The sequence below is a fragment of the Tumebacillus lacus genome (assembly GCF_026410385.1).
Lineage (GTDB): Bacteria > Bacillota > Bacilli > Tumebacillales > Tumebacillaceae > Tumebacillus > Tumebacillus lacus.
This window is the reverse complement of the sequence record NZ_JAPMLT010000002.1, coordinates 558,946-580,826: the sequence shown is the minus strand read 5'-3', so window position 1 is coordinate 580,826 and position 21,881 is coordinate 558,946. Positions and strand designations below refer to the sequence as shown.

At 58.7% G+C, this 21,881-nt stretch carries 23 protein-coding genes; 17 read left to right on the top strand and 6 right to left on the bottom strand.

What is annotated here, in order from left to right; genetic code table 11:
- Positions 1-16 precede the first annotated feature (16 nt).
- The 5 genes from deoD (at position 17) to OS242_RS07085 (ending at position 4,337) form a co-directional block, all read left to right on the top strand.
- Positions 17-727 (top strand): purine-nucleoside phosphorylase, encoded by a 711-nt coding sequence (deoD, locus tag OS242_RS07105; protein ID WP_267150958.1) that lies wholly within the window; start codon positions 17-19, stop codon positions 725-727.
- A 278-nt stretch (positions 728-1,005) separates the two neighbouring features.
- Entirely contained in the window at positions 1,006-2,262 is a 1,257-nt protein-coding gene (locus OS242_RS07100; RefSeq protein WP_267150957.1) for a phytoene desaturase family protein, read from the top strand.
- A gap of 24 nt (positions 2,263-2,286) precedes the next feature.
- Positions 2,287-3,171, top strand: coding sequence for an RNA polymerase sigma-70 factor (locus tag OS242_RS07095; protein ID WP_267150956.1), 885 nt, complete (start codon positions 2,287-2,289; stop codon positions 3,169-3,171).
- Positions 3,172-3,239: 68 nt separating this feature from the next.
- Positions 3,240-3,824: a GNAT family N-acetyltransferase gene (locus OS242_RS07090; RefSeq protein ID WP_267150955.1), complete on the top strand. Its 585-nt coding sequence runs from the start codon at positions 3,240-3,242 to the stop codon at positions 3,822-3,824.
- Between the two features lie 87 nt (positions 3,825-3,911).
- Positions 3,912-4,337 carry a hypothetical protein gene (locus OS242_RS07085; RefSeq protein WP_267150954.1) on the top strand — a complete coding sequence of 142 codons (426 nt, stop codon included), beginning with the start codon at positions 3,912-3,914 and terminating at the stop codon, positions 4,335-4,337.
- Between the two features lie 36 nt (positions 4,338-4,373).
- On the opposite strand, the gene OS242_RS07080 is transcribed toward OS242_RS07085, so the two are convergent.
- From OS242_RS07080 to OS242_RS07065, 4 genes are all read right to left on the bottom strand, one after another.
- Positions 4,374-5,405 carry an ABC transporter substrate-binding protein gene (locus OS242_RS07080; protein WP_267150953.1) on the bottom strand — a complete coding sequence of 344 codons (1,032 nt, stop codon included), beginning with the start codon at positions 5,403-5,405 and terminating at the stop codon, positions 4,374-4,376.
- Positions 5,406-5,435: 30 nt separating this feature from the next.
- A complete protein-coding gene (locus OS242_RS07075) occupies positions 5,436-6,188 on the bottom strand; it encodes an ABC transporter permease (protein WP_267150952.1) in 753 nt (250 codons plus the stop codon).
- Complete coding sequence (locus OS242_RS07070; RefSeq protein ID WP_267150994.1) at positions 6,121-6,960, bottom strand: ABC transporter ATP-binding protein; 840 nt, start codon at positions 6,958-6,960, stop codon at positions 6,121-6,123. The genes OS242_RS07075 and OS242_RS07070 overlap by 68 nt, the downstream gene beginning before the upstream one ends.
- Positions 6,961-7,077: 117 nt before the next feature.
- Positions 7,078-9,123: a beta-lactamase family protein gene (locus tag OS242_RS07065; protein WP_267150951.1), complete on the bottom strand. Its 2,046-nt coding sequence runs from the start codon at positions 9,121-9,123 to the stop codon at positions 7,078-7,080.
- Positions 9,124-9,248: 125 nt separating this feature from the next.
- On the opposite strand from OS242_RS07065, the gene recQ reads away from it, so the two are divergent.
- From recQ to OS242_RS07030, 7 genes are all read left to right on the top strand, one after another.
- On the top strand, positions 9,249-11,393 hold the full coding sequence (gene recQ / locus OS242_RS07060) for a DNA helicase RecQ (protein ID WP_267150950.1): 2,145 nt from the start codon (positions 9,249-9,251) through the stop codon (positions 11,391-11,393).
- 70 nt (positions 11,394-11,463) lie between these two features.
- Positions 11,464-12,240 (top strand): prolipoprotein diacylglyceryl transferase, encoded by a 777-nt coding sequence (lgt, locus tag OS242_RS07055; protein WP_267150949.1) that lies wholly within the window; start codon positions 11,464-11,466, stop codon positions 12,238-12,240.
- Between the two features lie 161 nt (positions 12,241-12,401).
- Complete coding sequence (locus OS242_RS07050) at positions 12,402-12,983, top strand: class I SAM-dependent methyltransferase (protein WP_267150948.1); 582 nt, start codon at positions 12,402-12,404, stop codon at positions 12,981-12,983.
- The gene (locus tag OS242_RS07045; RefSeq protein ID WP_267150947.1) at positions 12,980-13,582 is read left to right on the top strand and encodes a DedA family protein; all 603 of its coding nucleotides are present in this window, start codon (positions 12,980-12,982) and stop codon (positions 13,580-13,582) included. The genes OS242_RS07050 and OS242_RS07045 overlap by 4 nt, the downstream gene beginning before the upstream one ends.
- A 15-nt stretch (positions 13,583-13,597) precedes the next feature.
- Positions 13,598-14,293, top strand: a complete 696-nt coding sequence (locus OS242_RS07040; RefSeq protein ID WP_267150946.1) for a response regulator transcription factor — start codon at positions 13,598-13,600, stop codon at positions 14,291-14,293.
- Complete coding sequence (locus tag OS242_RS07035) at positions 14,283-15,839, top strand: sensor histidine kinase (RefSeq protein ID WP_267150945.1); 1,557 nt, start codon at positions 14,283-14,285, stop codon at positions 15,837-15,839. The genes OS242_RS07040 and OS242_RS07035 overlap by 11 nt, the downstream gene beginning before the upstream one ends.
- A gap of 245 nt (positions 15,840-16,084) precedes the next feature.
- Complete coding sequence (locus OS242_RS07030) at positions 16,085-17,596, top strand: putative bifunctional diguanylate cyclase/phosphodiesterase (RefSeq protein WP_267150944.1); 1,512 nt, start codon at positions 16,085-16,087, stop codon at positions 17,594-17,596.
- 67 nt (positions 17,597-17,663) lie between these two features.
- Here OS242_RS07030 and OS242_RS07025 read toward each other — a convergent pair whose 3' ends face one another.
- On the bottom strand, positions 17,664-17,990 hold the full coding sequence (locus tag OS242_RS07025) for a winged helix-turn-helix transcriptional regulator (protein WP_267150943.1): 327 nt from the start codon (positions 17,988-17,990) through the stop codon (positions 17,664-17,666).
- A gap of 138 nt (positions 17,991-18,128) precedes the next feature.
- On the opposite strand from OS242_RS07025, the gene trhO reads away from it, so the two are divergent.
- The 4 genes from trhO to OS242_RS07005 all read left to right on the top strand — a co-directional run bounded on the left by trhO (position 18,129) and on the right by OS242_RS07005 (position 20,439).
- Positions 18,129-19,040, top strand: a complete 912-nt coding sequence (gene trhO / locus OS242_RS07020) for an oxygen-dependent tRNA uridine(34) hydroxylase TrhO (protein WP_267150942.1) — start codon at positions 18,129-18,131, stop codon at positions 19,038-19,040.
- Positions 19,041-19,137: 97 nt separating this feature from the next.
- Positions 19,138-19,641, top strand: a complete 504-nt coding sequence (locus OS242_RS07015; protein WP_267150941.1) for a GNAT family N-acetyltransferase — start codon at positions 19,138-19,140, stop codon at positions 19,639-19,641.
- Positions 19,638-20,183 (top strand): GNAT family N-acetyltransferase, encoded by a 546-nt coding sequence (locus OS242_RS07010; protein ID WP_267150940.1) that lies wholly within the window; start codon positions 19,638-19,640, stop codon positions 20,181-20,183. Before OS242_RS07015 ends, OS242_RS07010 begins: the two co-directional genes overlap by 4 nt.
- A gap of 70 nt (positions 20,184-20,253) precedes the next feature.
- A complete protein-coding gene (locus OS242_RS07005; protein ID WP_267150939.1) occupies positions 20,254-20,439 on the top strand; it encodes a hypothetical protein in 186 nt (61 codons plus the stop codon).
- Positions 20,440-20,614: 175 nt separating this feature from the next.
- On the opposite strand, the gene OS242_RS07000 is transcribed toward OS242_RS07005, so the two are convergent.
- Positions 20,615-21,430: a serine/threonine protein kinase gene (locus OS242_RS07000; RefSeq protein ID WP_267150938.1), complete on the bottom strand. Its 816-nt coding sequence runs from the start codon at positions 21,428-21,430 to the stop codon at positions 20,615-20,617.
- Between the two features lie 80 nt (positions 21,431-21,510).
- Between OS242_RS07000 and OS242_RS06995 the strand changes: the two genes are divergently transcribed.
- Positions 21,511-21,852, top strand: a complete 342-nt coding sequence (locus OS242_RS06995) for a hypothetical protein (protein ID WP_267150937.1) — start codon at positions 21,511-21,513, stop codon at positions 21,850-21,852.
- Positions 21,853-21,881 lie beyond the last annotated feature (29 nt).

Here is a 21,881-nt window from a genome sequence, read left to right as displayed (position 1 = left end):
AGGAGGAACGATCAGCATGAGCGTACATATCGGAGCCAAAGAAGGCCAAATCGCAGAAACCATTTTGCTGCCGGGGGACCCGCTGCGTGCGAAGTATATCGCAGAGACCTACCTGGAGAACGTCGAGTGCTACAACGAAGTCCGGGGTATGCTCGGCTTTACCGGCACCTATAACGGGCAGCGCATCTCCGTGCAAGGCACCGGGATGGGCATCCCGTCGATCTCGATCTACGTCCACGAGTTGATCAACTCGTACGGCGTCAAGAACTTGATCCGCATCGGCACTTGCGGCGCGTATCAAAAGGATGTCAAGATCCGCGACGTGATCATCGCGATGAGCGCGTCGACCGATTCCAACGTCAACCGCATCCGCTTCAAGCACGACCTCGACTACGCGCCGACCGCAAACTTTGAGCTGCTCAAAGCGGCGTATGACAAGGCGACCGAAGCGGGCATGAACGTCAAGGTCGGCCCGGTCTTCACGGCCGACACGTTCTACACCGACACGATGGACATCGTGAAGACGCTCGGCGACATGGGCATCCTCGCGGTCGAGATGGAGACGGCGGCGCTGTACACCCTGGCAGCCAAGTTTGGCCGCCGCGCCTTGTCGATCCTCACCGTCAGCGACCACCTGCTGACCGGCGAAGAGACCACGGCGGAAGAGCGTCAAACGACGTTTAACCAAATGCTGAAGATCGCGCTGGAAACGGGCGCATCGCTGTAAGGCTGTAAGGCGAAAAGAAAAAGTGCGAGGGCGTTTATGCCTTCGCATTTTTTTTGATGAAGGTCGGTGTAGGGGTGATTTTTAACCAGAAGAAGTGCGAGGGAACTTGTATCCCTTCGCACTTTTTTTATTTATCGTGGGTGGTCATGAAGTCGCGGAGAGCGGGTGGCTGAGCCTTCAGTCGGAAAATTTTATTTAGCCTCCGTATACCAAATCATGTCACAACGGAGGGTTCTCCCTCGTCATGAGGGTAGAACCTGACCTAGGAGGCGTGAGAAATGATGTGTAAAAAGTGGGATGCAGTGATTATCGGCGGCGGACTGTCGGGATTGGCGGCAGGTGCTTATCTGGCAAAGGCGGGCAAGCGGGTTGCGGTGTTGGAGCGAGCGGAGAAACTCGGCGGGCGTGCGGGCACGGTTGAGAAGGAGGGAGCATTGTTCAATCTCGGCCCGCATGCGTTGTACTTGCACGGACCGGGGGGCGGCGTATTGCGGGAATTGGGCGTGACGGTGACCGGGGGCAAGCCGAGCCTACGGGGAGGGTTTGTGGCGAACGGGCGATTTTATCAGGCCAAGTCGTTGCCCGCGGTACTGGCGACCCACCTGCTCTCGTGGCGGGGAAAAGCGCAGGTGGCAGCGACGTTCGCAAAGGTTGCGATGGTGAAGGCGGAGACGTTGATGGAGATGACGTTTGCCGACTGGTTGGCGAAGAACGTCCGCGATGAGAGAGCCCGGCAGTTTTTCGAGATGATGGCGCGGCTGTCGAGCTACTCCCACGATCCGGAGCGGGTGAGTGCAGGCGCGATGCTGCGGCAGTTGCAATTGTCTGCGAAGGGGATTGTCTACCCGGACGGCGGGTGGCAGTCGATCACCGACCGACTGGCGGATCGGGCACGGGAGTTTGGAGCGGAGATCCTGCAGGGGGCGCACGCCTTGCGGGTGGAAGGCGCATTTCCAGAGATGACGGTGACGCTCGGGGATGGCCGGGTGTTGGCGACCAAAGCCGTGCTGTCGACGGTAGCACCCCATGTGACGGCCGAACTGGTCGGGCACGCCGTTTGTAAAAAGGAGATCGTGCCGGTTCGGGCTGCGAGTCTGGACGTGGCGTTGCGCCGCTTGCCAAGACCGGACGTCCACTTTGCACTCGGTGTCGATGAGCCGTTTTATTTCTCCGTGCACTCGGTCGCGGCGAAACTGACGAAGACATCGGACGGACACGTTTTGCACGTCCTTCGCTATTTCAGCGCGTCGGAAGTGCCGGATGCCAAGCGTGACCGCGAGGGACTGGAGACGTTTCTCGACCGCCTCCAACCCGGTTGGCGGGACGAAGTGGTGACCTCCCGCTATCTCCCCCGTGTGACCGTTGCCGGCAGTCTGCCTCTCGCCGGTCGACCGCCCGTCAACACGGCTGTCGACAGCCGCCCGGGTCTGTACCTCGCGGGCGACTGGCAGACAGGCGAGGGTCTGCTGGCCGACGCCGCACTTGGCAGCGCGAGGGAATCGGCTCTCGCGCTGTTGGAAGCCGACCCCGTATAATAGGAGGTAAAATGGGGCGAAAGGGTGATCCCGATCGATACGCAGGAGTTATACACGGAATACCGTCCGTTGTTATTTTCTATCGCCTACCGCATGCTCGGCTCCGTGATGGACGCGGAAGACATGATTCAAGACACGTTTCTCGCGTTGGAGCGTGTGGACGGCGGGCGGGTGGACAGCATGAAAAGCTACTTGTGCAAGATGATGACCAATCGCTGTCTCGACCACTTGAAATCGGCGCGCAAACAGCGTGAAGTCTACATCGGCCCGTGGCTGCCGGAACCGTTGCTGACAGAGGGCACAGTGGGCTCGTCGGGAGGCGACCCGCTGGAGACGGTCATGACGCATGACCATCTCTCCATCGCCTGCCTGACCCTGATCGAGCGGCTGAGTCCGTCGGAGCGGGCCGTCTTTGTCCTGCGCGAGGCACTCGGCTTTGACTACGAGGAGATCGCCGACACTGTCGGCAAGACTCCGGCCGCCTGCCGCAAGATCCTCTCCCGCGTCAGACAAAAGCTAGGCCCCGATCTCCCGCAAGCCGCTCCCGACTACGAACGCCATCGCGACCTGCTGACACGTTTTGTCACTGCCATCGGCAGCGGGGATCACGAGGCGTTGCTGTCTTTGCTGGCCGCCGACGTCACGCTCTACTCCGACGGAGGCGGACGCGTGCTGGCGGCGATTCGACCGGTGCACAGCCCTGCGCACGTCGCGGCGTTTCTGTTTGGCATTGCGCGGACTCAGGGGGCGGAAGGGTACGAGATCCGCTTTGCCGACGTCAACGGTGCCCCTGGCTTGCTGTTTGCAAAAGAAGGACAGACCGACACCGTGTTTTCCCTTGCCGAACGGGATGGACAGATCGTCGGCGTGTACATCGTGCGCAATCCGGATAAACTCTCACATCTGTAATGGGTGGTCTTTTTCCAGAGATGGCGGTACACTGATGTAAAACTTTGTTAGGGGAGAGAGATCACACCATGAACATCCAACCCGTCGAACTCACCGGACTGCGCGCCAAACTCGTGCCGATGCGCGAAGAACATATCGATGCACTATATGAAGCGGGGAACTACCCGGACATCTGGACGTATATGCCGTGGGAGATGACCGAACGCGAGCATATGGTGAACTGGGTGCGCAAAGCGATGGCGGCAGAAGAAAAGGGCACCGAACTGGCGTGGGTCGTCATCGACCAAGAGAGCGGCGAGATCGTCGGCAGCACCCGCTATTTGAACATCGTGGCGGGCCATCGCCAACTGGAGATCGGCTCGACGTGGTACACCCCGGCTGTGCAGCGGACCCGGATCAACACCGAGTGCAAATACCTGCTGCTCCGCCATGCGTTTGAGACGCTCGATGCTGTCCGCGTTCAAATCAAAACGGACGCCCGCAACGAACGCTCCCAAGCGGCCATCCGCCGTCTCGGCGCGTCCTACGAAGGCATTCTCCGCAAATCGATGATCCTCCCGGACGGCTACATCCGTGACACCGCCTACTTCTCGATCATCCTGGAAGAATGGCCGACTGTGAAAGCGCGTCTGGAAGAGTTTTTGGCGAGATGATGAAACGGAACCGCCCAGAATTGTCAGGGCGGTTTTTTTGTCATGGCACTTTCCGGACAGGCGTATCGTGGGAGGGAGAGGGGGAGGATGATTCTGAAAAGATTGATTCAGAGTGATTGGTTTTTACCGAGTGTGATTGGGGTTTGGCTGGGCATACAACACTTTTACGGGCTCCGCTTGGGCATGACTGCCAACTCACTGTTGATCTGGTTTTTGTTGCTTACAGGTGTCAGCATTTGGTGGGCGAAAAGGACGGGTGATGTACGTTCAGGTGTGGTGGCGGGAGTCGTTCTGTGGGCGGTCGCCTTCACGTCGTTTTTGTGTTTGTTGATCCCGTTGAAAGTCGAGCATGGTCTTCCCTTTGGTAATGAAGTGTTGATCGGATATGGACTTGTACTTTTTGTCGGTTGTCCCGTCAGTTGGCTTTGCAGTTGGTTGACGGTGAAGTACGGAAAATGGAGCTGGTGGGTGCCGATCATCGGATTGCCTGTTTTGTATTTTTTCTCGATATAAAAAGACGAGCGGCTCAGAGCCGTTCGTCTTTTTCGCTTACTTCGCTTCCTTCTTTACTTCCTCAAGCAGGGTCAGGTCCACGAACGGTTTCAGGTCGAGCTCTTCTTTCTTGATGCCTTTGATGTAGCCGGCGTCGATGGACACCTGTGCCATCTGTTCGATCGCCTCGACCGACACGTCGGAGGTCAGGTTGCAGTGGGCGAGGGCGGCTTTGATCTGCTCGACGTCGAGGCCTTTGCCGGAGAGTTGCTTCAGTTGGTTGTTGATCGACGTGTACGCCGCTTCCGGGTTGGCTTTGATGAACTCGATGCCTTGGATGTTCGCCGCAATCGCTTTTTTCGCGAGGTCGCGGTGTTCCTTCAGGAACTTGTCATTGGCGACCATGATCGTCAGCGGGTAGTTGCCGTTGTTCGGCGGGATCTGGTCCCAGTCGACGAGGATCTTGCCGATGCCTTCTTTCGCCATCTGCGTGCCCCACGGCTCCGGGATCAGGGTGGCGTCGACTTCGCCTTGGCGCATGGCGAGCAGGGTGTCGGCCGGAGCGCGGGCGATGATCTGCACGCCGGTGTCGTCAGTGGTGACTTTCAGGCCGTTTTCTTCCAGCAGGAGGCGCAGCGAGATCTCGTTGGTCGAGCCTTTTGTCGGGATTGCGACCGTCTTGCCTTTCAGGTCTTGCACCGAGTTGACGCCCGAGTCTTTGCCTGCCACCAGCACCGCGCCGCCGTTGTTGGACCCGGAGATGACGCGGAAGTTTTTGCTCTTCACGAACTGATTGGTCGACGGACCCGGACCGACAAAGCCGATGTCGATCTGCTCGGTCGACAGGGCGGTGGAGAAGTCGGAGCCGTTGTCGAAGCCTTGGACTTCGATCTTTACGTCATCCCCGAACTGCTTTTGGAAATAGCCTTGGTCGAGCGCGACATAGCCGGCCGCGTGGGTGACGTTTTTGAAAATGCCGATCTTGACGGTGGTCTGGCCGTCTGCCGCATTGTCATCGCCGGACGAGCAACCGGCCAGCACGGTGGTCGAGAGCAGCAGAGCGGAGAGGAACAGGGACAGTTTCTTCATTAGAAAAACACCTCGAATTTCTTAGAAAATTTATTTCAATCCGTAGCGGACGAGGATCTTGTCTTCCATCCGTTTGAAGCAGAAGTGGTCGGACACGGTGCCGAGCACGGCGATGATGATGACGATGCAGAGCATCAAGGACGTGTCGCCGAGGTTGCGCCCGTCTTGGAGGATCTGGCCGAGGCCGACGCCTTTGGCGATCAACTCGCCTGCGACCAATGCGCGCCACGCAAAGGCCCATGCGGTGCGAAGGCCCGTGATCAAGTGCGGGAACGCGGCCGGGATCATCACCTGCGAGAACATCCGCCAGCCCATGCCGGTGCCCATCGTCTGCGCCGCCTTGAGATAGATCGGCGGGATGTTTTTGATCCCGGTGCGGGCGGCCACCGCCATCGTCCAGGTCGCCCCGAGCGTGGTGATGAAGATGACCGACGTGTCGGTCAGGCCAAACCAGATGATCGCAAACGGCAGCCACGCGATGCTCGGGATCGTCTGCAAAGCGATGACGAGAAAGCCGAGCGTGTCATCGAGAAACCGCGAGCGGGCAAATAAAAATCCGAGCGTCGTGCCGACGGTGATCGCGATGGCAAAGGCGATCAGGAGTCGCTTCAAGGACTGAAGCGTCGCTTCCAGCAACTGCCCTTCGGTAAAGCCGAGGCGGAACGCTTCGACCGTCTGGAGGAAGGACGGGAATTTCCAACCCCAGTCAAAGATCCTAGATGCCGCTTCCCACGTGATCAGCAGCAGGATCAGAAAGACGCTTCTCCTGAAGGCTGTACTCATCGCCCATCTCCTCCTTTACGACTTTTTCCAGCTCGTCAGCCAGCGACTGCATGATCTGGTTTTCCATGTGATAGAGGTTGGAGTCGGCCTTGTCGCGGGGACGGGTCGCTTGGATCATAAACTCTTTTTTGATCTCGCCGGGACGTGTCGACATGACGACCACGCGGTCGGACAGGGTGACCGCTTCCCGGATGTTGTGAGTGACGAAGAGGATCGTTTTGCCGGTCTGCATCCAGATCTCTTCGAGGTCGCGGTGCAGGATCAGGCGGGTCTGCTCGTCGAGCGCGGAGAACGGCTCATCCATCAGCAGGATCTCCGGGTCCATCGCCAAGGCGCGGGCGATGGCCGCCCGTTGCTTCATGCCGCCCGACAGTTCGTGCGGGTAGCGGTCGGCAAATTTGGTCAGGTGCACCGCTTTGATCTGCTCGCGGGCGATGGATTCGCGCTCCGCTTTGCCGACGCCTTTTTGCTTGAGGCCGAACGCGACGTTGTCGAGCACGGTCAGCCACGGGAACAAGGCGTGTTCCTGAAAGACGACGACGCGGTCGGGGCCGGGGCCTGTGACCGTCTTGCCGCCCACGGTGACGGAGCCGGCATCCGCTTTTTCCAGGCCGGCCACGAGATTGAGCAAGGTCGATTTGCCGCAGCCGGACGGGCCGAGCAGAGACACGAACTCACCTTTCTGTATGGAGAGCGAGACGTTTTGCAGCGCGGTAAAATCGCTGCCGCCACGCTGGATGAACGATTTGTTGACGTGTTGGATCTCGATGATCGGGTGTTGCAAGCGCGTCACGCTCCTTTCGATCTATACCTACCTATCATATCGGGATTTAAGGAGATGTCAATGGGCAGAAAAAAAGCACCTGCAAGGAAGCAGGTGCCCATGGATTTATTGCGGCTTGTAGTTCAGCATCTTCGAGAACAGCACCGCGACTTCTTGGCGGGTCATCGCCTGTTTGGAGCGGTAGTTGGCGACGCCGTTTTCCGGGAGCACGTCCGGGCCGTAGAACTGGAGCGCGACGATGGTTTGCACCGCTTCGCTCGCCCACGGGGAGGTGTCGCCGGTCACTTGTGCGGTCAGCGGTTTGCCGCCGGTCAGGAGCCAGAGGCGGTAGATCATCGTGGCTGCTTCTTCCCGCGACACGTCGGCGTTGGGGGAGAAGGCGGTCGCCGAGGTGCCTTTGATCAGGCCGAGTTCGTACAGCGCTTGGATCTGCTCCCCGGCAAAGCTCGCGTTGGCATCGGCAAATGCGGCCGGAGATTTCGAGCCGGGATGGCCGAGCGCAGCCGCCAGCAGCTTGGCAAATTCGGCGCGGGTCACGCGGTCTTCCGGGCCGAAGGTGCCTTCCGGGTTGCCGTGGATGAGGCCGCGATTTTGCAGGTCGTAGATAAACTCTGCATACGGGCTCTCCGGGTCGACGTCCGGGTACAAAGTCGGAGTCACGCGTTCGAGGTCGCCCATCCCCGGTGATTTGGCAAACGTGACGTTGCCGTCTTCGTCGACGGCAAAGGAGATGTAAAGCGACGGAGCGGTCTGCGCGTCGCCCTCGGCCGTCTCGCCTTTGTTCTCGACGGCGAGGAACAGCAGCGGCTCGACTTGGCGCAGGGTCATGTTGACGCCGAACGTATCGTTGCGCAGGGACAGGGTACCGGGGTCCGTCGCCTTGATGTTGTAGAGCAAGGCGTTCATCCGCAGGTCGCGGTATGTGCCTTCAAAGGGGACGAGATCCGCTTTTGGCGTGTTCAGGTAGTTCGGGTCGGGCAGTGTCGGTGCCGGGTAGAACGTGTTCATGAACTCGCTGAACAGCTCCGCGCGCAGGGAGTCGTTCAATGTGTTGTAGATGACGAACGCCCCGGACTTTTGCTCGGGGAGCAGCCACATGTAGGACGAGAAGCCCGGCATGTCGCCGCCTTTGCCGATCACCGTCTGCCCGTTGGTCTGCGGGTACATCGACGCTTCAAATCCATACGCCATCTCCGGTGTCTTTTCATGCAGGCCGAATTGGAACCGGTGCATCTGTTTCGCGGTCGCTTCCGACAAAATGCGCCGGTCGCCCAGCAGGCCGTTGTTCAGATGTGCGTTCATAAATTTGCCCACGTCGCTCGCCGTCGCGTTCAGCCCGCCCTCCGGCAGGTCGGTCGGCTTCAAGCCGTAGGGAGTGATCGGGGAGCCGTCCGCGTTGTATCCGGTCGCCAGTTGCCGGCGAATCTCCGGGGTGAGGCGGAAGGACGTGCGGTCCATGCCGAGCGGGGAAAAGACGTTTTTCTCCATATAAGCGGAGAACTTCTGGCCCGACACGCGCTCCACGATGTAGCCTTGCAGAGAAGAGGCGTAGTTGTCGTACATCATTGCCGTGCCCGGCAGGCGGACGACCTTCGGCTCTTTGCTCTTGATGTGGTCGGCGAGCAAATACTCCTGATCCGGGTCGGCGCTCAGTTGGTCCGGGGTCGGCTCGATCCCTTGCCAGCCGGTGGTGTGGGTGAGCAGATGGTGCATGGTGATCGGTTGGTTCTCTAAATGTTTGATCTCGAAGTCGAGGTAGTCGTTGATGTCTGTGTGGAGATCGATCTTGCCCTGCTCGGCCAGTTGCATCACGCCGGTGGCGGTGAAGACTTTCGAGACAGAGGCGGTGCGGAAGACCGTTTTCTGCGGATCGACCGGGGTCTTCGCTTCGACGTTTGCGTAGCCGTAGCCTTTTTCCAACACGACTTGGCCGTCCTTGACGACAACAAACGCCGCACCCGGCACGCCGTGCTCTTTTAGCATGTCAGCGGTGAAGTACTGGTCGGCAAACGCGGTCGCCGTTGCACTGTCCAGCGTCGGCAGATCTGCCGCCTGCGCCGCTTGCGCACCCGTCGCCGGGAACAGGCCGACGAGCAGTGCCGCCGTCGACGCGTACAGCGTGACCCGGCGGGCGAGAGAGTTTTTCAACATGGGATGCCCTCACTTTCAAGTTTTGGAAAATCCTACTATCCATTCTAGCAAATACTTGGCAAACTGACTTTGAATTTTTTAAGAATGTGGTAGACTGGAGAAGACAAAAGTGAGGTGCATACGGAATGATGGAAACGGCCCGTGAGCTGCTGCAAAAGCATTACGGCTATTCTGATTTTCGCAGCGGGCAGGAGAGCATACTCCGCTCCGTTCTCGCCGGACACGACACGCTCGGCATCATGCCGACCGGCGGCGGGAAATCGATCTGCTACCAGATCCCGGCCCTGCTCTTGCCAGGACTGACGCTGGTGGTCTCGCCCTTGATCTCGCTGATGAAAGATCAGGTCGACGCGCTGCAAAGCCTCGGCATCCCGGCCGCGATGCTCAACTCCACGCTCTCCGCCAAAGAGGCGGACGACACGCTGGCCGCCGCCAAGCAAGGCGCTTTCAAACTGCTGTACATCGCGCCGGAGCGACTGGACTCCGAGCGGTTCCGAAATGACCTGTACGACCTGCCGATCTCCCAGATCGCCATCGACGAAGCGCACTGCATCTCGCAGTGGGGGCATGACTTCCGCCCGAGCTATCTCAGCGTCTCCCGCATGATTCACTCCCTCCCGGTACGTCCCCTGATCACCGCCTTCACCGCCACCGCGACCCCCGAAGTCACGCAGGACATCCTCTCGTTGCTCTCGATCCGCCCCAACCATGTGTTTGTCACCGGCTTCAACCGGGAAAATCTCTCGTTTGCCCTTTTGCGCGGCGTCAACAAGCGCGACTACCTCGACGCTTTTTTGCCTGCGCACAAAGACGAGGCGGGCATCATCTATGCTGCGACGCGCAAAGAGGTCGATCAGCTCCACGAGATCCTGACGGCACGCGGTTACACAGTCGGCAAATACCATGCCGGGCTGACGGACGACGAGAAGTCGATGTGGCAGGAGAAGTTTCTCTATGACGACGTGCGGATCATGGTCGCGACCAATGCGTTCGGGATGGGGATCGACAAATCGAACGTGCGTTGGATCTTGCATTACAACATGCCGAAAAACATGGAGTCCTACTATCAGGAAGCGGGACGTGCCGGACGCGACGGCGGACCCGGGCAGTGCGTGCTGCTGTACCACCCGCAGGACGTCCAGTTGCAAAAGTTTCTGATCGAGCAGTCGTCGGCGCAGGAGCGTCAGGCGAACGAATATAAAAAATTACAGGCGATGGTCGATTTTTGCCATACGACCCGCTGCCTGCGCAACTATATCTTGGAGTATTTCGAAGACGCGTTGCCGGAGCCTTGCGGGGTGTGTTCCTCGTGCGTCGACGACAGCGAACTGCGCGACATCACCGTCGAGGCGCAAAAGATCTTTTCCTGCGTCAAGCGGATGAAAGAGCGCTTTGGCGCGGGGTTGGTCGCTCAGACGTTGAAGGGCTCGTCCAATCAAAAGGTCAAGCAGTTCGGCTTTGACCGCCTGCCGACTTACGGCATCATGAAAGAGTACAAGGAAAAGGACATCGCCGACCTGATCCACCTGCTCGTCGCCGAGGGCTATCTGGCGTTGACCGACTCCCGGTTCCCGACGGTGCAGCTCACCCAGCGCGCGGTCGGCGTCCTGCAGGGCAAAGAGACGGTGCAACAAAAGGTGCGGGCCAAGCAGGAGGCCGAGCGGCACGGTACGCCGGACGCCGATCTGTTCGAGCGTCTGCGCGAGGTGCGCAAAGAGATCTCGCAGCGGGAAAAGGTGCCGCCATACATCATCTTCGCCGACAGCACCCTGCGCGAGATGAGCGAGTATGTGCCGGTCGACGAAGCGGCGATGCTGCGGATCAAAGGGGTCGGGGAGTCCAAATTTGCCAAGTACGGCGCCCCCTTCCTCGACGCGATCCGCTCCTACGCCGAGGAGCGCGGCCTCGACCTGTCCGGTCGCCCGCAACCGACGGCAGACGCGGCAGACCGTCCCGCCGCCGACAGCGGCAAAGGCGACACGCCGACGCATCTGCAATCGCTGGCTTTGTTCCAAGCAGGTCGCTCCGTGCAGGAGATCGCCGCCGAGCGGGGGCTCAAACCGGTCACCATCGAGGACCACCTGATCCGCGCCGCCGTCGAAGGTCACGACCTCGACTGGTCGCAGATCATCCCGGCCGAGCACGAACCGTTGATCCTCGCTGCGGCCGACGAGATCGGCGCCGAAAAGCTCCGCCCGCTCAAAGACGCCCTGCCGCCCGAGGTCGAATACTTCACGATCAAGGCTGTGCTCGCCAAGCGCGGGATGTAAAAAAAGGATTTTCTCCACACCTGTGTTAGAATAGAGGAAACAACTCTCCCGATTTAAGGAGGAAACTCTGTTGCTCGATCCGATTTTACTGGAGATAGGCCCGCTGAGCATTCATTGGTACGGGGCGATCATGGCGTCCGCGTTTGTGATCGGGACGCTGCTGGCGTTGCGATTTGCAAAGGAGGAGGGCATCGACGGGGATCACATCCTGACGATGGTCTACTGGATCATCCCGCTGGCGATCCTCGGCGCACGCGCGTACTATGTCATCTTGGAGTGGGACCAATACAAAGACGACATCGCCAACGCCTTTGCCATCTGGCACGGCGGCTTGGCGATCCACGGGGGGCTGATCGGCGGTACCCTCGGTGCGTGGCTGTATCTGCGCAAACACGACTTGCCGTTCTTCAAATTGGCCGACATCTTCCTGCCGAGCGTGATCATCGGCCAAGCTCTCGGCCGCTGGGGCAATTTCTTCAACCAAGAAGCGCACGGCGGACCGGTCAGCGAGGCGTTCATGGACCGCTTCCCGGACTTCATCAAAAATCAGATGTACATCGACGGGACGTACTACCACCCGACTTTCCTGTACGAATCGGTCTGGAACCTGCTCGTCTTTGGCATCTTGCTCCTGATCCGCAAGTACAAGAAATTTGACGGCGCGGTGCTCTCCGGCTATCTCGTGCTGTACTCCATCGGCCGCTTCTTCGTCGAAGGGATGCGCACCGACTCGCTGATGATCGGTCCGCTGCGCATGGCGCAAGTGATCTCCATCGTGCTGATCCTGCTCGGTGTGGCGATCTGGTTCATCCGCCGCCGCACCGCCCAGAAAACCACAACCGCATAATCACCGGCCCCGTGCCACTTTTCAGAGCGTCCGTCACGAACAATACGGACGCTCTGTTTGTTTCTTAAGAGATTCTTCAGAAGTTATCGCTCTTTTCGATAAGGTTTGTTGGCTAAGATGGATACAATGAATCCTTAGGAGAATAAAGGAGCGAGATACGCATGCAACAGACCCATCAAGTGGCGGAAAAAATGGTCTTTCTTTATAAATTTTTGCAATCCCCGAAGAGCGTCGGCAGCGTGACGCCGAGCTCTCGTTTCTTGACGGAGAAGATGATGCAGCCGATCGACTGGCACAGCCTGCGCGCCGTGGCGGAACTGGGAGCGGGCACCGGTGTGTTTACCCGCGCCATCCGCGAGCGGCTGCATCCGGACGCGACAGCGCTGATCTTTGAACAGGATTACGCGATGCGCCGTCAACTCCGCCTGCGGGAGCCGCGCTTGACGTTCGAAACGGACGCGCGGGACCTGAGCGCCTCGATGTCGCGCCACGGCATCACCTGCCTCGACGCGGTCGTCTCCGGCCTGCCGTTTGCCAACTTTGACCCGATGCTGCGCGACCGGATCCTGGACGAGGTGAGCCAGTCGTTGCGTCCGGGCGGCGTGTTTGTCACGTTTCAGTATTCGTTGCAGATGAAGGCGCATCTGGAGAAGCGGTTTGACCGGGTGGAGATCGGGTTTGTGCCGTTGAACTTCCCGCCTGCGTTTGTGTATGTATGCCGGACGAAGGAGGTCTCCCATTGAGTTTTGATGCTCTGCTCGGGTTGATCGATCAGTTCGGCTATCCGGCGCTGTTTTTCTCGCTGTGGCTCGGCATCGTCGGCATGCCGATCCCCGATGAAGTGATCGTGATGACCGGCGGCTTTGTGACGGCCCTAGGGCTTTTGCATGTGATTCCCGCTTTCCTCGTCACCTACCTGGGTGTCGTCTTCGGTCTGTCGCTCGGCTACGTGATCGGGTATCGCGTCGGAGCTCCGATCCTCGACAAACTCGCCCGCAAGAAAAAGATCGCGCCCTACCTGCAAAAGTCGCAGGAGATGCTGGATCGCCACGGGGCATGGGCGCTGTGCTGGAGCTATTTCCTGCCGGTCGTGCGCCATGTCGTGCCGTATCTGGTCGGGGTCAACCGGATGCCGTTTGCCAGATATGCGTTGTTTTCCTACACGACGGGATTGGTCTGGACGCTGGTCTTTTTCATCGTCGGCCGCCTGTTTGGGCAGTACATCGAGGAGATCGGCGCGACGGTGACACGCTACGGGCAGTACGCCTTGCTCGCAGCGGCGGGAGCGCTGTTGATCCTGTGGCTGGTGCGACGCCTGCGCAGCCAGTATACTGAGGTTTGAGGTGACAGGCACGATATGGAAAAAGAGACGATCTTGATCATCGATGACGAGAAGGAGATCCGTGATCTCATCGAGATCTATTTGAAAAATGAAGGCTATCGGGTGCTGACGGCCGAGGACGGCGTGCAAGGGCTGGACCTGCTCGGCAAGCAGGAGGTGCACCTGATCATCCTCGATGTGATGATGCCGCGCATGGACGGCATTCAGGCTTGTCTGAAGATCCGCGAAGATCAGAACATGCCGATCCTGATGCTGTCCGCCAAATCGCAAGACATGGACAAAATCCACGGCCTCTCCACCGGCGCGGACGACTATATGACCAAACCGTTCAATCCGCTGGAGTTGATCGCGCGCGTCAAATCGCAACTGCGCCGCTATATGCGGTTGAACCAAGCGTATACACCAAAAGAGAATGAGATCGAGATCGACGACCTCGTGATCAACACCTCGACGCATGAGGTGCGGGTTGGCGGCAAGGACGTGAAACTGACGCCGACCGAATTTGCAATACTCGAACTGCTCGCCCGTCATCGGGGGATGGTCTTTTCTGCCGAGCGAATCTACGAGCGGGTGTGGAACGAAGCGTTTTATCAGTCGGACAACACGGTGATGGTGCACATCCGCAAGATCCGGGAAAAGATCGAAGAAAACACGCGCAAACCGAAGTACATCAAAACGGTGTGGGGAGTGGGATATAAAATTGAAAATTAGACTGCCCCGGTTTCGCCGCACCCGCTGGCTGTTGTCATTTTTCAACCCGCTTCGCTACTGGGGCTATACCCAGGCGGCGGTGTCGCGGGTCCGGGCTTCGCTGCGCTGGCAGTTGATCCTGACGTTCGGCATCTGCCTGCTGGCGGCGTTTCTTGTCGGGGCGATCGCGCAAAATGTGTTCGGGCAGATGTACCGCACCGCCTATATCGACTATTCGGCCGGTATCCGCAACATCGACCAAGAGACGGCCAACATCGCCCACGAGATCACGCAGCGCACGTTGTGGGGCCAAGCGATGAGCCAGATCGAGATTCAAAGTCTGCTCATCAACACGCAGCAGCCCGAGGACGGCGGCACGAAAAAATTGATCGTCGACCTGAACGGCAAAGTGCTCCTCAAATCGCCGAGCGCGGCCGAGACGCAGGTCGATGTGCACAGCGCGATCCAAAACGCGATGTCTCTGCGCGGCGACTACAGCAGTGCGTATGATTCCTTGCAGGGGGCGACGGGCAGCGGTTACCAGGCGGGCCGCGAGTTTGTCAGCGTGTACCCGGTGGAACTCCCGGACGCGAAAGGCTATCTGGTCTCGCGCGGCTACCCCTATCCGTCGGTGCGCTATTCGTACAACGGCGGGACGTTTGGGCTGGTGGCCGGCGTGGGGACGTTTTTCCTGCTGTTCTTTCGGATGACGCGGCGCAAGATCGGCTATATCGAGGATCTGGCGGGCGGGCTGCTCACCATCTCCAAAGGCGACCTGCGCCATCGGGTGCCGGAGCTCAGCGGCGATGAACTGGGCTCGCTGGCTCGGAACATCAACCACATGGCCCGCGAGCTGGAGACGAAGATCGAAAAAGAGCGGCGGGCGGAGAAGATCAAAAACGAGCTGGTCACCAACGTCTCGCACGATCTGCGCACCCCTTTGACCTCGGTGATCGGCTATCTGCGATTGTTGCAGGACGGCCGCTACCAGAGCGAGGAGCAGCATGACGAGTATCTGCGCGTCGCCTATGGCAAGTCGGAGCAGCTCAAAGGGTTGGTCGAGGACTTGTTTGAATACACCAAGCTCACCAACCAAGGGGTGCGGATGCATCTGCGCGAGGTGTGCATGAATGATTTTTTGGAACAGTTGGCCGAAGAATACGTGCCGCTGGCAGAAGAGAACGAGCTGCGGCTGATCAAAGATCTGCCGGACGAGCGGCTCTACGCGTCGGTCGACCCCGACCAGTTTGTGCGTGTACTGGAAAACCTGCTCACCAACGCGGTCAAGTACAGCACCAAGCCAGGTGAGATCCGCGTCGCACTTGCCGCTGAAGCGGACGAAATCTGCATCGCCGTGGTCAACAACGGCGACCCGATCGCCGCCGCCGAACTGCCCCGCCTTTTTGAGCGGTTCTACCGCGTCGAGCAGTCGCGCTCGTCGGCGAGCGGCGGCTCGGGCCTTGGCCTCGCCATCGTCAAGAGCATCGTCGACCTCCACGGCGGCCGCATCTGGGCGGAGAGCGAAGGGGAGCAGATCCTGTTCCAGATTCGTTTGCCGAAGCGATAAAGAAAAGTGAAACAAAATGGCAAGAAACAGCATCTCTTCTTAAGAAGGGATGCTGTTTTCATTATTGGTCGGACGATGGGGTAAATGTCGGTTTATATGGGTATTTTGTCCTATAATTTTCTTGGAAAGGAAGTCCTTTTGTGGTACAGTGAGAGTAGAATTGAAAGAGATAGTTTCACTTTAAAGTAAATAGACTAAACATTCATCATAGTCAATATTATTCACTTAAAAGGGAGGTGTCACCGATGAAACCTCAAACTCAGATGCGGCTGCGCGTCTGGTCGTTGGTTCTGCTTAGTTTGATCTTGCCTTTGCTTTTGCACGGGGTGTTGCATGAACATGCCAAAGGGTTGGCGTGGACGTTGTCGTTTTTGCCGACCGTTGTGGTCGTCTATTCTTTGATCAAAATGGCGGACAAGCTCAAGTACAAGCAATGGGAGCTGGAAAAGCTGATGTACCGCGATCCGCTGACGGGGCTGTTCAACCGCCGCTACCTGCAGGACGCGATGAAAAAAGCGGTGCAGAGCGGCGAGTCGTTGCGGCGTCAGGACCGGCAGCATGCGTTGCTGTTGCTCGATCTCGACCGATTTAAACAGATCAACGACACGCTCGGAGCGCGGGCGGGGGATCTGCTGTTGCAGGAAGTGGCCCGCCGTCTGCGCGACAGCATTCGCCTGCCGGATCTGGCGGCTCGCTATGGCGGCGACGAATTTTCCTTGCTCGTGCGCGATCTGGAAGGCAAAGAGGCGGAGCGGGTCGCAGAGCGGCTGGTCGACCGGTTGCAAGCTCCGTATCGCATCGACGGGGAAGAGATCTGTCTGACGGTCCACGTCGGCATCGCCCTCTATCCGGACGACAGCAGCGATGCGGACACGTGGCTGCGCAACGCGGAGACGGCGATGGAGCGGAGCAAAGAGTCGGGGAACGGGCCGGGCTGGCTGTTCTTCTCGCCGGCGATGCACGACCGGATCGTCGAGCGGGTGCGGTTGGAGTGCGAACTGCGTCGGGCGTTGGAGCAGGACGAACTGCGGGTCTACTACCAGCCGCGCGTCGTGCTGGGAGCGGGGATCATCGGCATGGAGGCTCTCGTCCGCTGGGAGCATCCGACGCAAGGCCTGATCCCTCCCGCCGACTTCATCCCGCTGGCGGAGGAGACCGGGCTGATCGTGCCGCTCGGAGAACACGTCCTGCGACAAGCCTGCCTGCAGACGCGGGCTTGGCAGGAGAGCGGATTTCACAACTTGCGCCTCGCGGTCAATCTCTCCGCCCGCCAGTTTCAAGACCCGCATCTGTGCGACCTGATCGGTGCGGTGCTGACGGAGACCGGGCTGCCGGCCGAGTGGCTGGAACTGGAGATCACGGAGAGCACGGTGATGAACGACCTGGAAACGACGGTGCATACCTTGGAGCGGCTCAAGCAACTGGGTGTGCACATCTCCATCGATGATTTTGGGACGGGCCATTCGTCGCTGAGTTACCTCAAGCGATTCCCGCTCGATACGCTGAAGATCGACCGCTCGTTCGTCCGCGACATCGCAAACGACGCGGACGACGCCGCCATCGCCGGGATGGTGATCACCTTGGCGCACGCACTCAATCTGGAAGTGATCGCCGAGGGCGTCGAAACGCACGAGCAAGCGGCGTTTCTGCGCGACCAGTCTTGCTCCGTGATGCAAGGCTACTTGTTCTCGCCGCCGGTGCCGAACGACCAGTTTGAAGCGTTGCTGGCAGATCGGCGCTGGACGATGGCCGGATAAGCAAAAGCAAAAAACCACCGTGCTCTCAAAGGAGCCGGTGGTTTTTTCGTTTTTCGTGCCTGCAACATTATGTCCAAGTCTCCGCCCAACGCTGCAACTCATCCATCGAGTCGCGGAGAGCTCGCCCTTTATCTGTCAGTTCGTATTCGATGCGCACGGGTGTTTCCGGGTAGACGTGGCGCGAGATGATACCGGCTGCCTCCAGCTCTTTGAAACGCTCCGCCAGCATGCGGTCGCTCAAAGACGGGATCAACGCGGAGATCTCCTTGAACCGTTTCGGGCCGTCGAGCAGCACGCGGATGATCAGCCCGGTCCAGCGCTTGCCAAGCAGTTCGAACGCGTGCTCAAACTTGGGACAGAGATGGAATCCGTTGTCCGCCTGATCTTCTGCCATACGACACCCCTCCTTTTCACCACGGGTATGATCCTTTCATTATAACACAGAGTGCCGTATAGATCTCAATCGGCTGTGCAAGCCTAGTGACATGTGCTATTCTAGAAGGCGTGAACATCAAATAAGGTGGGCTGAATCATGAGTGAAAACGCATATCGAATTCTTCTCTACTATAAATACGTGACCATCGAGGACCCGGTGGAGTTTGCCAAAGTACACCTCGAATTCTGCAAGAGCATCGGGCTGAAAGGCCGCATCCTCGTGGCGCACGAAGGCATCAACGGCACCGTCTCCGGCACGGTGGAACAGACGCAGCAGTACATGGACTACATGCACGCGCACCCGCTGTTCACCGATCTGTGGTTCAAGATCGACGAGTCGGAAGGCCACGCGTTCCGCAAGATGTTCGTCCGCCCGAAAAAGGAGATCGTCAACTTCTCCTTGGAGGAAGACCTCAACCCGAACGAGATGACCGGCAAATACCTCTCGCCGAAGGAATTCTACGAGACGTTGCAACAGGAAGACGTCATCGTCATCGACGGACGCAACGACTACGAGTATGACATCGGCCATTTCCGGGGCGCGATCCGTCCGGACGTCGAGACGACCCGCGAGTTCCCGGAGTGGATTCGTCAGAACCTCGACAAATTTAAAGGCAAAAAAGTCCTGACCTACTGCACCGGCGGCATCCGCTGCGAAAAGCTGTCCGGCCTGCTCGTGCGCGAAGGGGTCGAGGACGTGTCGCAACTGCACGGCGGCATCCACACCTACGGCAAAGACCCGGAAGTCAAAGGTCAGCTGTGGGACGGCAAAATGTACGTGTTTGACGAGCGCATCTCCGTGCCGATCAATCAGGTCGAGGACGTGATCGTCGGCAAATGCTACCACTGCGGCAAGCCGCATGACCGCTACATTAACTGCGCCAACGACTACTGCCACCTCCAGCACGTCTGCTGCGAGGAGTGCGAGACGGAGCATAACCGCTTCTGCTCCAGCGAATGCGAAGAAGTGACGGCGGAGCGGGAAGCTCTGCATATGGAAGGCCAATAAATATCTTGCAGTCAACGAACGAGCGATCTGTCACAGGTCGCTCGTTTTGTGTTTTAATAGAGAGAAAATCACAGGAAAAAGATGGGGGTTGTGTGCGATGGAAATCAGACGTGTTACCCCGGCGGACGCAGAGGCCTATCGGGATCTGCGGCTGTTTGGTCTGCAAGAAGCGTCGAGCGCGTTTGGCTCGACCTATGAAGAGTCGGTCGGCCGTCCGCTCAGCGAGATGGAGGAGCGGTTGGCCCCGTCGGAGCATGCGTTTACGTTTGGGGCGTTTGGGGAGGACGGCCGGTTGGTCGGCATGGTGACGTTGGTGCGCGAGGGCATGACCAAGTTTCAACACCGGGCCAACATCTACGCCATGTACGTGCACCCGGACGGCCGCCGTCACGGTGTGGGTCGGAAACTGATGGATGCGGCGTTGGCACAAGCCGGGCAACTGGCGGGGCTGGAGCAGGTGCATCTGACGGTCAACGCGACGAATGAACCGGCACGGCGGCTGTATCAATCGCTCGGGTTTGAGGTGTGCGGGTACGACAAGCGGGGGTTGAAAGAAGTCGCCGAGTATCATGATGAAGAACGGATGGTGCTGTTTTTATGATCAAGCAGTTGCAAGGCGAGCGCGTCTATCTGCGCCATGATCTGCCGGAGGATGTCGAGGTGCATCTGCGGGCGATGACCGACCCGGAGATGCGGAAATTGACCGGCACAAAACCGCTGTTCACCCGCGCCTCCGTCGAGGAGTGGCTGACGCGCAGGGCGAGCGATCCGACGCGGGTGTCGATGGCGATCTGCCTGCAGGAGACGGATGAGCTGATCGGCGAGCTGGAACTGCTCGAGATCGATCACATCAACCGCAACGCGTACATCCGCATCGCGCTGAACGGCGACGCCCACCTTGGCAAAGGGTACGGCACGGAAGCGATGCGGCTCTTGCTGGACTACGGATTTGGCACGCTGGGTCTGCACCGTGTGGAGTTGAACGTCTTCTCCTACAACGCCCGCGCACAAAAATCGTACGCCAAGCTCGGCTTCCAATCGGAAGGCGTGCAACGGCAGGCTCTTTATTACGACCACGAGTGGCACGACTCGATCATCATGGGCGTGCTGGAGCACGAGTTCCGGGCGGCTATGGGGAAATAATTCCTGCGAAACTTCTTGGCACCTCGTGCGTATATCTAGGCATGACAGTTTTTGAGGAGGGCATCTTGCCATGTTGGACAAAATCCTGAAGATGTTGTTTAAGAGTGCGATCAAGAAAAAGTACAGCTCCAGCGACTTCAAGCGCCGTGGCTACGGATACAAAAAGTACAGCTCCAGCGACTACGAGCATCACTCCAAACACGGTCACCACCACTACAAGCACAAGCGCAAAAGCTTCTCCTTCTTCAGCTCCTAAGACATACAAAAAAGCCCGGGTGCCGCGTGAGCACCCAGGCTTTTCTTCTGAGACGCAGGTAAGACCAGTGCCTTTTGCACGCGGGTTATTTTTTGAGACGCGGGATGAGAACGGTACCCCATGCACGCAGGTTATTTTTTGAGACGCGGGATGAGACCGGTGCCCTGCACGCAGGTTATTCCTGCTGTACGGCTGTGATCGTTTCGTCGAGTGCCTTTTGCAACTCGTGCACGTCGGTGAAGGACGGCTCTTCCTGTTGGAGCATGCGGCGCAACAACTGTCGCGTCATCGGGTGCAGGGCGAGCTCTTCCTCCCACGAGCGCTCTTCCTCGTTGTCTTCGTCGAAGGTGCTGTAGAGCAGGAACAGCAAAAAGTGGCCCATCGAGTAGAAGTCGCTTTTATACGACACTTCCCTTTTGAGCTGCTTCTCCCGCTCGTAGTCGGACAAGTCCTCGGCGATCTGCGTCGCCGGTGCTCGGAGCCGTCTGGCGAGGCCGAAGTCGATCAGGCAGAGCTGTCCGTCGCGGCGGATCACGTTCGGGATGCGCACGTCGCGGTGGATGATGCCTTGGCCGTGCAAGTAGGCGACCAACTCCGACAGCTCGCGCACCACGCACAGCGCCGCCGCCTCGTCATAGCGCTCTTCGTCGGCGAAGATTAGATCTTCGAGATTGGGACCGTCCATGTATTCCATCGCAAAAAACAGCCCCTCCCGCCACTCAAACTTGTCGAGCAGCCGGGGAATGCCCGGATGGTCGAGAGCGGCGAGAAGAGCGGTTTCGTACTCATAGATCGGCCGCCCCTTGGCGCCGTGCCGACGGCTGGGTAGCACTTGCTTAACCACGACCTCTCCCCCGCCCTGCCTGTCGCGGCACAGATAGGAGATGCCGTAGCTCCCCCGTCCGAGCACCGCCAACACGCGATATCGTCCGTTCAACACCCGTCCCCGGCGATAAGGCCGGTCCCGCCACCAGTCGAGCCATCGTTTCATCAGAGATTTTTCCATAGTTTTATGCTATAATATCATCGCTTAAAAAGAAACCTAAACAAAGAGAATCGGGGTAAATAGAGATGAAAAAACGCACCAAAGCTTTGTTGATTTTCATTCTGCTGATCGTTCTGGTCCTCGTCCTCGTCGCCTCTTGCTTCGGCGGCAAGAAACCGCCGGTCGGCACGCACGAAGTCACCCAGGCCGTCTATGAGCAAAAGGACGACGACTACGAACTGAACCTGAAACAATACGGCGAGTACGACGTCAAGAAACTGACCGTCGTGGAAAAAGCCGGCCAATCGCCGATGCTGCTCGAGATCAAAGCGGACGGCACGCACACCCTGACCGTCGCTTCGAAAAATGACATCATCATCGACCAAGGCAGCTCCTCTTCGCTCAAGAAGAAAAAGAAAAAGAAATAACGCCAGCTTCACCTGTTCCTGCGGGAACA

Excerpts from the sequence above, each read along its gene's own strand:
- deoD (WP_267150958.1), top strand. The coding sequence starts at position 17 with ATGAGCGTACATATCGGAGCCAAAGAAGGCCAAATCGCAGAAACCATT.
- OS242_RS07100 (WP_267150957.1), top strand. The coding sequence starts at position 1,006 with ATGATGTGTAAAAAGTGGGATGCAGTGATTATCGGCGGCGGACTGTCG.
- OS242_RS07090 (WP_267150955.1), top strand. The coding sequence starts at position 3,240 with ATGAACATCCAACCCGTCGAACTCACCGGACTGCGCGCCAAACTCGTG.
- OS242_RS07085 (WP_267150954.1), top strand. The coding sequence starts at position 3,912 with ATGATTCTGAAAAGATTGATTCAGAGTGATTGGTTTTTACCGAGTGTG.
- OS242_RS07080 (WP_267150953.1), bottom strand. The coding sequence starts at position 5,405 with ATGAAGAAACTGTCCCTGTTCCTCTCCGCTCTGCTGCTCTCGACCACC.
- OS242_RS07075 (WP_267150952.1), bottom strand. The coding sequence starts at position 6,188 with ATGAGTACAGCCTTCAGGAGAAGCGTCTTTCTGATCCTGCTGCTGATC.
- OS242_RS07065 (WP_267150951.1), bottom strand. The coding sequence starts at position 9,123 with ATGTTGAAAAACTCTCTCGCCCGCCGGGTCACGCTGTACGCGTCGACG.
- recQ (WP_267150950.1), top strand. The coding sequence starts at position 9,249 with ATGATGGAAACGGCCCGTGAGCTGCTGCAAAAGCATTACGGCTATTCT.
- OS242_RS07050 (WP_267150948.1), top strand. The coding sequence starts at position 12,402 with ATGCAACAGACCCATCAAGTGGCGGAAAAAATGGTCTTTCTTTATAAA.
- OS242_RS07040 (WP_267150946.1), top strand. The coding sequence starts at position 13,598 with ATGGAAAAAGAGACGATCTTGATCATCGATGACGAGAAGGAGATCCGT.
- OS242_RS07030 (WP_267150944.1), top strand. The coding sequence starts at position 16,085 with ATGAAACCTCAAACTCAGATGCGGCTGCGCGTCTGGTCGTTGGTTCTG.
- OS242_RS07025 (WP_267150943.1), bottom strand. The coding sequence starts at position 17,990 with ATGGCAGAAGATCAGGCGGACAACGGATTCCATCTCTGTCCCAAGTTT.
- trhO (WP_267150942.1), top strand. The coding sequence starts at position 18,129 with ATGAGTGAAAACGCATATCGAATTCTTCTCTACTATAAATACGTGACC.
- OS242_RS07015 (WP_267150941.1), top strand. The coding sequence starts at position 19,138 with ATGGAAATCAGACGTGTTACCCCGGCGGACGCAGAGGCCTATCGGGAT.
- OS242_RS07010 (WP_267150940.1), top strand. The coding sequence starts at position 19,638 with ATGATCAAGCAGTTGCAAGGCGAGCGCGTCTATCTGCGCCATGATCTG.
- OS242_RS07005 (WP_267150939.1), top strand. The coding sequence starts at position 20,254 with ATGTTGGACAAAATCCTGAAGATGTTGTTTAAGAGTGCGATCAAGAAA.
- OS242_RS07000 (WP_267150938.1), bottom strand. The coding sequence starts at position 21,430 with ATGAAACGATGGCTCGACTGGTGGCGGGACCGGCCTTATCGCCGGGGA.
- OS242_RS06995 (WP_267150937.1), top strand. The coding sequence starts at position 21,511 with ATGAAAAAACGCACCAAAGCTTTGTTGATTTTCATTCTGCTGATCGTT.